This window comes from Amycolatopsis australiensis (assembly GCF_900119165.1).
GTDB classification, from domain to species: Bacteria; Actinomycetota; Actinomycetes; order Mycobacteriales; family Pseudonocardiaceae; genus Amycolatopsis; species Amycolatopsis australiensis.
The window spans coordinates 5,192,019-5,203,290 of sequence record NZ_FPJG01000006.1 but is presented as its reverse complement, the minus strand read 5'-3'; the positions used below and the strand labels follow the sequence as shown (position 1 = coordinate 5,203,290).

Below are 11,272 nucleotides of genomic sequence, written 5' to 3'. Positions count from 1 at the left end.
CTTACCTAAATCAGTACCAGTCGGAGGTGCGGTGCGAACAGACCCCGGAGGGATCGCTCTCACGCGACGCCCGCCACACACGGGCCGCGCGCTCGGTCTGCTGGCCGCCTTCGCCGTGCTGGTCCTGCTGTCCCTGCTGAGCATCTGGCTGGGGTCGAAGGAGATTTCGTTCGCTGCCGTCTGGCACGTGCTCTGGCACGACGACGGGTCCGCGGACGCGGTGATCATCCACAGTGTCCGGATGCCGCGGACGGTGCTCGGAGTGCTGGCCGGCGCCGGGCTCGGGCTCGCCGGCACGCTCATGCAGGCGCTGACCCGCAACCCGCTGGCCGATCCCGGCCTGCTCGGCGTCAGCGCCGGGGCCGCGTTCGCGATCGTCTTCTCGGTCACCGTGCTGGGAATCAGCTCGCTCTACGGCTACATCTGGTTCGCCTTCGCCGGCGCGCTCGCGGCGACGGCCGTCGTCTACTTCCTCGGCACCCGCGGGCGCGCCGGGTCGAGCCCGGTCAAGCTGGCGCTGGCCGGGGCCGCCGTCACGGCGTTGCTCACCTCGTTCACCAGCGCGATGGTGCTGTCGGACCCGGTGGCGCTCAACCGTTACCGCTTCTGGTCCGCCGGCTCGCTGTCCGGTGTGGACGGCCACGCGCTGCTGCAGGTGCTGCCGTTCTTCGTCGCCGGCGTGGTGCTGGCGATCGCCGGCGGCCCGGCGCTCAACAGCCTCGCCCTCGGCGACGACGTCGCGGTCTCCCTCGGCCGCAGGCTCGGCCCGCTGCGGCTGCGCGGCGCCGTGGCGATCACGCTGCTGACCGGGGCCGCCGTCGCCGTCGCCGGGCCGATCGTGTTCCTCGGGCTGATCGTCCCGCACGCCGTGCGGTTCGTGCTCGGCCCCGACCACCGCTGGCTGCTGCCCTACACCGCGGTGCTGGCCCCGTGCCTGCTGCTCGCCGCCGACATCCTCGGCCGGGTCGTGGCGCGGCCGGGCGAGGTCCGCGCGGGCGTGATCGTCGCGTTCCTCGGCGCCCCGTTCTTCATCTTCCTGGTCCGCCGCCGCAAGCTCGTGGAGTCCTGAGGTGAGCCTGCTGCGGCTCGACCGCGTCACCTTCCGCGCCGGCGCGGTGTCCGGGCGGATCCGGCCGCGGCTGCTGCTCGTCTCCGTCGTCCTCGCGGTGCTGGTGTTCGTGGTGTTCTGCGCGGGCATGACGTTCGGCGACGTCCCGATGAGCGTTTCCGAGGTGCTGTCCGGCCTGTTCGGCGGCACCGGCGGCGGAACCGGCTACATCGTGCGGGAGCTGCGGCTGCCCCGGGCGTTGACCGGGCTGCTGGCCGGGCTCGCGTTCGGGGCGTCCGGCGCGGTGTTCCAGACGATCACCCGCAATCCGCTGGCCGCCCCGGACATGATCGGCATCAACGCGGGCGCGGCCACCTTCGTCGTCGCGGGCATCGCCTTCGGCTTCGGCGGCGGGCTCGGCACCACGACGCTCGGCCTCGCCGGCGGCCTGCTCACCGCGTTGCTCGTGTACGCGCTGGCGTGGCGGCGCGGCACCACGGGCTACCGGATCCTGCTGGTCGGCATCGGCATCTTCGCGATGTGCACCAGCCTCACCGACTACCTGCTGAGCAAGGCCCAGATCACCGAAGCGCAGGCGTCGATCGGCTGGCTGGTCGGCAACCTGGCCAACCGCGGCTGGGAGCACGTCGTGCCGCTGTTCTTCGCGCTCGTCGTGCTGTTCCCGCTGGTGCTGGCGCTGTCCCGGTGGATGGGGACGCTGCTGCTCGGCGACGACGTGGCCGCCGGCCTCGGCACGCCGGTACAGCCGGTCCGGCTGGGCCTGCTGCTCGCCGGCGCCGGCCTGGTCGCGTTCGCGACCGCGTCCGCGGGCCCGGTTTCGTTCGTGGCCCTGACCGCGCCGCAGATCGCGCAGCGGCTCGCCCGGCTGCCGTCGCCGCCGGTCACCGCGTCCGCGCTGACCGGCGCGGTCGTGGTGCTGGGCAGCGACATCATCGCCCGCTCGCTGACGTCGTCGCCGTTGCCGGTCGGCATCGTGACCGGCGTGCTCGGCGCCCCGCTGCTGCTCTGGCTGCTGGCCAGGGCCGACCGATCCGGCTCGAGAGGCTGAGAAGATGACACCGTCCCTGCGCGTGCAGGACCTGCGCGTGGCCTACGACGACCGGGTCGTCATCGACGGCCTGGACCTCGACGTCCCCCCGGGCCGGATCACCGCGATCGTCGGGCCGAACGCCTGCGGGAAGTCGACGCTCCTGCGCGCGCTCGCCCGGTTGCTGACCCCGGAAGCGGGCGCGGTGTACCTCGACGGCCGGTCGATCCACGACCTCCCGACCCGCCAGGTCGCCCAGCGGCTCGGGATCCTGCCGCAGGCCCCGGCCGCGCCGGAGGGCATGACGGTGGCCGACCTCGTCGCCCGCGGCCGCGCCCCGCACCAGAGCTGGTGGCGGCAATGGTCCACATCGGACGAAGGCGCGGTGCGGGCGGCGCTCGACGCGACCGCCATGACCGGCCTCGCGGACCGCCCGGTGGACGAGCTGTCCGGCGGCCAGCGGCAGCGCGCGTGGATCGCGATGGCCGTCGCCCAGGGCACGCCGGTGCTGCTGCTCGACGAGCCGACGACCTACCTCGACCTGGCCCACCAGATCGACGTGCTCGACCTGGTCGTCGACCTCAACCGCGGCGACGGCCGGACCGTGGTCATGGTGCTGCACGACCTGCCGCAGGCCTGCCGCTACGCCGACCACGTGATCGCGATGAAGGCCGGGCGGATCGTCGCCTCGGGCGCCCCGGCGGAGGTCATCACCGAGGACCTGGTGGACGAGGTCTTCGACGTGCGCTGCCAGGTGCGGCCGGACCCGGTCAGCGGCACGCCGCTGGTGATCCCGATCAGCCGCCACCACCCGGCGCCGGTGAACTAGGCTATCCTGGGCGTGGCCCGCCTCGTGCCGTCCCGAGGTCCGTCCGGCCGCCATCCCGACACCTGGAGCTGCGCTGTGTTCGTGCTGCCCGAAATCACCACCGGTCCGGAACGCCTTCTGCTGGAGGCGATGATGGACCGCAACCGGCGCGCGGTGATCGACACCGCGCGCGGCCTTTCCGAGACCGACGCCCGGAAGCGGCTGGTCACGTCGCTGACGACGCCGATCGGCCTCGTCAAGCACGCGGCCACGGCCGAGCGCCGGTGGTTCCCGTTGTTCCTGCTCGGGTTGCCCGAGTCCGAGTGCGGCGGCCCGACGACCGCGGGCGATCCCAGCTTCGTCGTCGGCGAGGACGAAACGCCGGCCGGCGTGATCGCCGAGTTCGAGCGGGCGAGCGCGCGCTCCCGCGAGACCGCGGCGGGGTTCGACCTGGACGACACGTGGACCCACCCGGTGCTCGGCGAGGTCAACCTGCGGTTCGTGTACCTGCTCCTGATCGAGGACTTCGCCCGCCACGCCGGCCACGGCGACATCCTCCGGGAGCAGCTCAGCGCGCGCTGACGGCGTACTCCGGCGGCTCCGCGACCACCCGGCGGTCCACAATGGACCTGAGGATCTCGCCCACCCGCACCGCCGTGTTCGACAGCAGCGACGACGTGATGCCGTGCGTGTGCTCGGTCCCGCCCTGCAGGTAGATCCCGCCGCGCAGGGCGGGTTCCGTCGCGATCCGGTAGTCGCGTTCGACCCGCAGCCGGCCCTCGTCGTCGCGCCGGCAGCGCGCGGCCAGCTCGCCGAGCAGCGACGTCGGGTCCGCGGGCCGGTACCCGGTGGCGTAGACGACCGCGTCGGCCGCCAGCACCGTGCGCTCGCCGGTGGTCAGGGATTCGACGGTCACCGTCCCCGCGTCGGTCACCTCCACCGGGCGCGAGACGTTGAACAACCGCAGGCGTCGCACCCCGAGCACCTTCTCGCGGTAGACCCGGCGGTACAGCTCGTCGATGAGGTCGACGTCGACGGCGGAGTAGTTGGTCGCCCCGTGGTAGCGCATCAGGCGGTCCTTGACCGGCTCGCCCGCGCGGTAGAACTGGTCGACGGCGTCGGGGTCGAAGATGCGGTTGGCGAACGAGCTGTCGTCGGCCGGGCTGTAGCCGTAGCGCGCGAACACCGCGCACACTTCGGCACGCGGGAACTCGTCGTGCAGCAGCGCCGCGACCTCCGCCGCGCTCTGGCCGGCGCCGACCACGACGAACCGGCGCGGATCGGTGCCGCGCAAGGCGTCCAGGCGGAACAGCAGCTCGCTGTTGTGCCAGACGCGGGGCCCGGCCGTGACGCCGTCGGGCAGCCGGGGCCGCAGGCCGGTGCCCACCACCAGGTTGCGGGCCCGCAGCGACGAGCCGTCCGACGCCTGGACGTCGAAGTACGCGATCTCGGCACCGTCGTGGACCGGCTTCACCGCGACGACTTCGGTCCCGTAGGAGACGACGTCGTCGACCTTCGCCGCCGCCCACTCGAAGTAGTCGTGGAACTCGACGCGCAGCGGGAACAGGTTCTTGTGGTTGATGAAGTCGACGAGCCTGCCGGCCGCGTGCAGGTAGCTGAGGAAGCTGAATTCGCTGGTCGGGTTCCGCATGGTGACCAGGTCCTTGAGGAACGAGACCTGCATGGTGGCGGTGTCGATGAGCATCCCGCGGTGCCAGCCGAACCGCGGTTGCCGCTCGAGGAAGTGCGCGGTCACCGGCGTGCCCGGGCCGGCGTTGTGCTCGGCGAGCGCGATCGCGAGGGCCAGGTTCGACGGCCCGAAGCCCACCCCGACGACGTCGTAGAGCGGAACCTGTTCGCCGGCCACTGCAGTCATGGTGCTCCCTCACGCGCTCCGGTATGGTTCAGGGAACCCTAACCTAACTTAGGCAAGCCTCACCTAGTACGTTCGTGGTGATGTTCGTCCCCGATCACGAAAGGCTCTCCCCATGCGCGTGGCGATGTTCGGCTACCAGACCTGGGGGCACCGGACCCTCCAGGCGCTCATCGACGCGGGCCACGAGATCGCCCTCGTGGTGACGCACCCGAAGAGCGACCACGCCTACGAGCGCATCTGGGCCGACTCGGTCGCCGACCTCGCCGCCGCCCACGGCATCCGCGTCCTGCTGCGGAACCGGCCGGACGACGCCGAGCTGCTCGCCGAGCTGACCGCGGCGGACCTCGACCTGATCGTGGCGAACAACTGGCGCACCTGGCTGCCGCCGGAGATCTTCGGCCTGCCGCGCCACGGCACCCTCAACGTCCACGACTCGCTGCTGCCGGCGTACGCGGGCTTCTCGCCCCTGATCTGGGCGATGATCAACGGCGAGCCCGAGGTCGGCGTCACCGCCCACATGATGGACGGCGAGCTGGACGCGGGCGACATCGTCGTGCAGCGCGCGATCCCGGTCGGGCCCGCCGACACGACGACCGACCTGTTCCACCGCACCGTGGCTCTGATCGCGCCGATCACCACCGAAGCCATCCAGCTGATCGAGAGCGGCTACACGCCGGTGCCGCAGGACCGGTCGAAGGCGAGCTTCTTCCACAAGCGCGCGGCGCGGGACAGCCTCGTCGACTGGACTTCGCCGCCCGAGGACATCGAGCGGTTCGTGCGCGCGCTGTCCGACCCGTACCCCAACGCGTTCACCTACCACCGCGGCGAACAGCTGCGGATCACCAAGGCGTCGGTGTCGAAGGGCCACTACGGCGGCACGCCCGGCCGCGTCTTCATCCGCGAGGGCGACGGCGTGGTGATCGTGGCCGGCCCCGGGGCCCGGCGCGGGCGGTCCCCCGGCCTGGTCGTCGAGCGCGTCCGCACCGCGGACGGCACCGACCTGCCCGCGGCCGAGTACTTCAAGACGATGGGCGGCTACCTCACCGGCCGCCCCTGACCGGTGAGCGGGACATCCCCTGGCCACCGGGCCCGCCCGGCGCCAGGATGGCGCGCATGGGCGAGATCCGCTTCCTCGAAGACCACCGCACGTGGGTGCTCACCGGCACGTCGAGCACTTACGCGCTGCGGCTCGACGAAGACGATGTCCCGGCGCACGTGTACTGGGGTCCCCCGCTCGCCGCCGCCGACGTCGTCGAGCTGGCCGGGAAAACGCTTCCCTGGTGGGACGGCTTCAACGACCCGAACGAAGGGCTCGGCGAACTCGCCGCCGACGGCGGCACCCGGTACTGGACGCCCGCTCTGCAAGTCCGCTTCGCCGACGGAACGCGTGCCCTCGAATGGCGGTACGAGACGCACGAGATCACCGGCGACCACCTCGCGATCCGGTGCACCGACCGGCACTATCCCTTCCGGATCACCCTGCACTACCGGCTGCGGGGCGACGTCGTCGAACGCTGGACCGAGCTCGCCGCGGACACCGAAGCCGAGGTGATCCGGGCGGACTCGGCGACCTGGGCGCTGCCGGTGTTCGAGGACTACCGGCTCAGCCACGTCACCGGCCGCTGGGCCGCGGAAACCCAGCTGCGGCGGGTGCCCGCGCCGCACGGCGAGACCGTGTTCGCCAGCCGTCGCGGCATCACCGGCCACCACGCCAACCCGTGGGTGATGGTCGACGACGGGACGGCGACCGAGCGGCACGGCGAGGTCTACGGCGTCGCGCTGGCGTGGAGCGGGTCGTGGCGCCTGACCACCACGCGCTCGTCCACCGGACGGCTGACCGTGAGCGGCGGCTTCGGGCAGGACGGCGTCGTCCACCGCGTCGGGCCGGGAAAGCCGCTGACCACGCCGATCGCGGCCGGGCTGTACACGCGGGGCGGCTTCGGCGCGGCCAGCCGGGCGTGGCACGCCTACGTCCTCGACCACGTCCTGCCCCATCCCGGGGAACTGCGCCCGGTGCTGTACAACTCGTGGGAAGCCACGGGTTTCGACGTCACGGAAGCCGGGCAGCGCGCGCTCGCCGAGCGGGCCGCCGCGCTCGGCGTCGAGCTGTTCGTCATGGACGACGGCTGGTTCGGCGCCCGCACCGGCGACCACGCCGGGCTCGGTGACTGGCAGGTCAACCGCGAGCGCTTCCCCGATGGCCTCGGGCCGCTGGTCGAGGCCGTGCACGGCCTGGGCATGAAGTTCGGCATCTGGGTCGAGCCCGAGATGGTCAACCCCGACAGCGACCTCTACCGCGCGCACCCGGACTGGGTGCTGCACCACCCGCACCGGCGCCGGTCCGAGCTGCGCAACCAGCTGGTCCTCAACTTCGCGCGACCCGACGTCGCCGCGTGGGCGCGCGGCTGGCTCGACCGGCTCGTCGGCGAACACGGCATCGACTTCCTCAAGTGGGACATGAACCGCCCGTTCAGCGAGGCCGGCTGGCCCGGCGAAGCGGACCAGGATCGGCTGTGGGTCGACCACACGCGGGCGGTGTACGCGCTCATGGACCGCCTGCGCGCGGACCACCCGGGGTTGCGGATCGAGGCGTGCAGCGGCGGGGGCGGCCGGATCGACCTCGGTGTGCTCGCGCGCACCGACCAGGTCTGGACCTCCGACAACACCGACGCCCTCGACCGGCTGCGGATCCAGCACGGCTACAGCCACGTCTACCCGGCACGGGCGATGTCGGCGTGGGTCACCGACAACCCGAACTTCGTGACGGCCCGCTCGGTGCCGCTGCGGTTCCGGTTCCACGTCGCGATGGCCGGCGTCCTCGGCGTCGGCGGCGACATCGTGCGCTGGCCCGTCGAGGACGTCGCGCTCGCCCGGGACCTGATCGCGCTGTACAAGGACATCCGCCCGGTGGTGCAGCACGGCGCCCAGTACCGGCTGCGGCCGCCGGCCGACGACGGCGTCACCGCGCTCCAGTACGTCCACGGCGGCCGGGCGGTCGTCTTCGCCTACCGGCAGGCCGCGCACTTCAACGCGCCGGAGCGCCCGCTGCGGCTCGACGGCCTCGACCCGGCCGCGCGCTACCGCGACGCGGACACCGGCCGCACGCACAGCGGGGCCGTCCTGCTCGCGCACGGCCTCGTCCCCGCTCTGCCCGCCGGGGACTTCGCCAGCACTGTGGTCCGTCTCGACCGGATAAAGATCTGACCTATGTGGCCCGAGAACCGTGTTTCGACGGCATTCGACGCTTGACATCCTCGCATACATCCGATCGAATGCGTCATACATCGCATATGGTGGGTGACGGCGAGGAAGGTGCGGGACATGAGAAGGTTCCTGGCGCTGGGGGCAGCGGCGCTCCTGGCGGTGAGCGCGTGCTCGGTCGGCTCGAACACCGGCAGCGGCGGCGACGCGGAGATCACCTTCCTGACGTTCGAGACCCCGAACCTGACCCCGGCCTACTGGGACGCCGCCATCAAGCGCGTCACGGACAAGAACCCGGGGATCAAGGTGAAGAAGCTCGTCGCGCCGACCGCGGACGGGCGGACGTCGTACGCGAAGCAGCTCCTGCAGTCCGGTCAGTTCCCGGACGTCATGATCGCCGTCGACTCGGCGGGCTTCGCCGAAGCGGGCAACCTCTACGCGTGGTCGCCCGACGAGCTCAAGGACTTCCAGTTCCCCGAGGCCAACCCGGTGAAGGGCAAGTTCTACCAGCTGCCGGCGAACACCCAGACCATCCCGCCGGTCTACTACAACAAGAAGATGTTCGCCGACGCCGGCATCGCCGCGCCACCGAAGACGTGGGACGAGCTGGTCGCCGACGCGGGAAAGCTCAAGGACAAGGGCTACCCGCCGTTCACCATCGGCGGCGGCAAGGACGGCTTCCCGTCGTCGATGATCCTCTCCGGTCTGGTCAGCACCGAGGTCTACAACACGATGCCGGACTGGCTGACCCAGCGCCGTCAGGACAAGGTCAAGTTCACCGATCCGGCGTTCCAGCACGCGTTCGCGAAGCTGGCGGACCTCGCGGCGAAGGGGTACGTGGACAAGACGAGCGTGTCCCGCGACTACGCGGCGACCGAGCAGGCGTTCCTCGACGGCAAGGGCGCGATGTACCCGATGGGCAACTGGTTCGCCGCCAACGCCGACAGCAAGAAGCACGACTTCGAGATCGGCGTGTTCAACTTCCCCACCGAGGACGGGAAGCTCGTCGTCCCGGCGTACACCGGCGGCGGCATGATCGTCAACGCGAAGGCCACGCACCTGGACGCGGCCAAGAAGTTCGCGCTCGGTTTCCAGCTCGACAAGGACCAGCTGGACGCGTCGGTCAAGGCCGACGGCCTCTTCCCGGCGATCAAAGGCTACACGCCGCCCGCGGACGTCGGCCCGACCTTCAAGGCCGGCTACGACCTCTACACGCAGGCCGTGCAGCAGAACGCCGTGGTGCACGCGTTCCGCTGGGAGACCGCCGACGACGGCCTGCTGCCCGGCATGAAGGACAAGGTCGACCAGGCCGCCCAGGACGTCATCACCGGCCGCAAGTCCGTGGCCGACGCGTGCGCGTTCCTGGACACCGAGTGGGCGAAGGCGGGCTGACGCACCTTGGCCGCCGTCGTCTCCCCGCCCGCGGCGCCGAGCGCGCGCCGCTCCCCCGCCCACCGCCGGCGTCGCAAGCCGGTCCTGCCGCGGGTGTGGCACTTCGCGTCGTTCGGCGCGCCGGGCGTGCTCGTGTACCTGTGTTTCGTGATGGCGCCGATCCTGATCAGCTTCGGGTACAGCCTCACGAACTACAACCCGTTCAACCCGCCGGTGAAGTTCGTCGGCTTCGGCAACTACCAGCTTCTCTTCACCGACGAACAGTTCCTGACCGCGTTGAAGGTCACGACGATCCTGACGGTGATCGTCGTCGTCGTGCCCAACGTCCTGGGGCTCGGCGTGGCGTTGCTGCTGGACCGGAAAGGCTGGCTGTACAACGCTTTGCGGAGCGTGTTCTTCACCCCGGTGATCCTCAGCTCGGTCGTCGTCTCGATCGTGTGGTCGCGGCTGCTCGACGACCAGGGTCCGCTGAACAACCTGCTCCGCGCGCTCGGTGTCGCGCATCCGCCGGGCTGGCTGTCCGATCCGGACGTCGCGCTGTACTCGGTGGCGTCGATCGTGTGCTGGCAGATGCTCGGGTTCTGCGTCGTCGTCTACCTGGCCGGGTTGCAGGGCGTGCCCGCGGAGTTGCTGGAGGCGGCGGAGATCGACGGCGCCGGGCCGCTGCGCCGGTTCCGCGCGGTGACGTGGCCGCTGCTGGCGCCGTCGCTGACGATCAACACGGTGGTGCTGCTGATCTCGGCGTTCAAGACTTACGACTACGTCAAGGTGATCACCAACGGCGGCCCGGGTTCCGGCGCGACGGCGACGATCGCGTTCGACGTGCTGCAGACGGGGTTCGACGCCAACCACGTCGGCTACGCGTCCGCGATGGCGGTGCTGATGCTGGTGATCGTGGCGGTCGTGACGAGCGTGGTGCTCAATGTCCTGCGCCGCCGGGAGGTGGACCTGTGACCCGCTCCTGGCTGCGGCCGTCGGTCGCGTTGCTGGTCAGCGCGGTGTTCTTCGTGCCGCTGTATCTGGTGCTGGCGAACGTGGTCAAGCGGGGCGAGCTGATCGCGAAGGAGCCGGCGTCGCTGCCGCTGCCGCCGACGCTGGCGAACATCCACGCGGTGCTGACCCGCCCGGACGGCCTGTTCTGGGTCAGCTTGACCAACAGCATCGTGGTCACGGTGCTGTCGATTCTGGTGCTGACGGTGCTGTCGGCCATGCTCGGGCATTACCTGGCGCGGTCGGGCAAGCGGTGGACGAAAGTGCTGACGCTCGTGCTGCTGGCTGGGCTGATGATCCCGCCGCAGGTGATCCTGATCCCGATCACGGACGTCCTGCGGGTGACGCACCTGATGGCGACGCTGCAGGGGCTGATCCTGTTCAACGTGGGGTATTACGTGCCGTTCGGCGTGTTCGTGTTCACGGGCTTCATCCGCGGGGTGCCGGTGGAGCTGGAGGAGGCGGCACTGCTGGACGGCGCGAGCCGCATGCAGGTGTTCTGGCGGGTGGTGTTCCCACTGCTGCGCCCGGCAACGGCGTCGGTGTTGATCTTCCTGGGCGTGTGGATCTGGAACGACTTCATCGACCCGCTGATCATCCTCGGTCCCAGCCAGGGCACGACGATCACGACGGGGATCTACCGGTCGATCGGGCAGTATCAGGCGGATCTGGGAAGCGTGTTCGCCCTGATGTTCCTGGCGACGCTGCCGGTGTTGATTTTCTATCTTGCGTTGCAGAAGCAGTTCGTGAAGGGCTTGACCGGAGGTGCGACGAAGGGTTGAGCGACGCCCTCCGGCGAGAGCACTGCTCACTCGCGCTCTTGGTCGACTGCTCTCATCCGAGAGCACCGCTCACGCGCTGAAGCAACAGCCCGCTCCACGCGGAGAGCACCGCTCACCCGGGCGGGCA

10 protein-coding genes are annotated in these 11,272 nt (G+C 70.8%); 9 read left to right on the top strand and 1 reads right to left on the bottom strand.

Annotation, left to right across the window (positions count from 1 at the left end):
• The first annotated feature begins 31 nt into the window (after positions 1-31).
• From BT341_RS25690 to BT341_RS25675, 4 genes are all read left to right on the top strand, one after another.
• The gene (locus BT341_RS25690) at positions 32-1,069 is read left to right on the top strand and encodes a FecCD family ABC transporter permease (protein ID WP_072478715.1); all 1,038 of its coding nucleotides are present in this window, start codon (positions 32-34) and stop codon (positions 1,067-1,069) included.
• Between the two features lies 1 nt (position 1,070).
• Positions 1,071-2,117 (top strand): FecCD family ABC transporter permease, encoded by a 1,047-nt coding sequence (locus BT341_RS25685; protein ID WP_072478714.1) that lies wholly within the window; start codon positions 1,071-1,073, stop codon positions 2,115-2,117.
• Between the two features lie 4 nt (positions 2,118-2,121).
• Positions 2,122-2,925: an ABC transporter ATP-binding protein gene (locus BT341_RS25680; protein ID WP_072478713.1), complete on the top strand. Its 804-nt coding sequence runs from the start codon at positions 2,122-2,124 to the stop codon at positions 2,923-2,925.
• A 75-nt stretch (positions 2,926-3,000) separates the two neighbouring features.
• Positions 3,001-3,486 carry a DinB family protein gene (locus BT341_RS25675; protein WP_072478712.1) on the top strand — a complete coding sequence of 162 codons (486 nt, stop codon included), beginning with the start codon at positions 3,001-3,003 and terminating at the stop codon, positions 3,484-3,486.
• Here the strand turns inward: BT341_RS25675 and BT341_RS25670 are convergent.
• The gene (locus BT341_RS25670; protein ID WP_072478711.1) at positions 3,473-4,780 is read right to left on the bottom strand and encodes a lysine N(6)-hydroxylase/L-ornithine N(5)-oxygenase family protein; all 1,308 of its coding nucleotides are present in this window, start codon (positions 4,778-4,780) and stop codon (positions 3,473-3,475) included. The two genes, BT341_RS25675 and BT341_RS25670, sit on opposite strands and share 14 nt — an antisense overlap.
• A gap of 112 nt (positions 4,781-4,892) precedes the next feature.
• On the opposite strand from BT341_RS25670, the gene BT341_RS25665 reads away from it, so the two are divergent.
• The 5 genes from BT341_RS25665 to BT341_RS25645 all read left to right on the top strand — a co-directional run bounded on the left by BT341_RS25665 (position 4,893) and on the right by BT341_RS25645 (position 11,145).
• Positions 4,893-5,837, top strand: a complete 945-nt coding sequence (locus BT341_RS25665) for a methionyl-tRNA formyltransferase (protein WP_072478710.1) — start codon at positions 4,893-4,895, stop codon at positions 5,835-5,837.
• 56 nt (positions 5,838-5,893) lie between these two features.
• A complete protein-coding gene (locus BT341_RS25660) occupies positions 5,894-7,984 on the top strand; it encodes an alpha-galactosidase (RefSeq protein ID WP_072478709.1) in 2,091 nt (696 codons plus the stop codon).
• A gap of 117 nt (positions 7,985-8,101) precedes the next feature.
• Positions 8,102-9,373, top strand: coding sequence for an extracellular solute-binding protein (locus BT341_RS25655; RefSeq protein WP_072478708.1), 1,272 nt, complete (start codon positions 8,102-8,104; stop codon positions 9,371-9,373).
• A 6-nt stretch (positions 9,374-9,379) separates the two neighbouring features.
• On the top strand, positions 9,380-10,327 hold the full coding sequence (locus tag BT341_RS25650) for a carbohydrate ABC transporter permease (RefSeq protein ID WP_072478707.1): 948 nt from the start codon (positions 9,380-9,382) through the stop codon (positions 10,325-10,327).
• Complete coding sequence (locus BT341_RS25645; RefSeq protein WP_072478706.1) at positions 10,324-11,145, top strand: carbohydrate ABC transporter permease; 822 nt, start codon at positions 10,324-10,326, stop codon at positions 11,143-11,145. The genes BT341_RS25650 and BT341_RS25645 overlap by 4 nt, the downstream gene beginning before the upstream one ends.
• Positions 11,146-11,272: the final 127 nt, after the last annotated feature.

What these genes read in the sequence shown, in the direction of transcription:
- BT341_RS25680 (WP_072478713.1), top strand. Translation starts at nt 2,122, where the DNA reads ATGACACCGTCCCTGCGCGTGCAGGACCTGCGCGTGGCCTACGACGAC.
- BT341_RS25670 (WP_072478711.1), bottom strand. Translation starts at nt 4,780, where the DNA reads ATGACTGCAGTGGCCGGCGAACAGGTTCCGCTCTACGACGTCGTCGGG.
- BT341_RS25665 (WP_072478710.1), top strand. Translation starts at nt 4,893, where the DNA reads ATGCGCGTGGCGATGTTCGGCTACCAGACCTGGGGGCACCGGACCCTC.
- BT341_RS25660 (WP_072478709.1), top strand. Translation starts at nt 5,894, where the DNA reads ATGGGCGAGATCCGCTTCCTCGAAGACCACCGCACGTGGGTGCTCACC.
- BT341_RS25655 (WP_072478708.1), top strand. Translation starts at nt 8,102, where the DNA reads ATGAGAAGGTTCCTGGCGCTGGGGGCAGCGGCGCTCCTGGCGGTGAGC.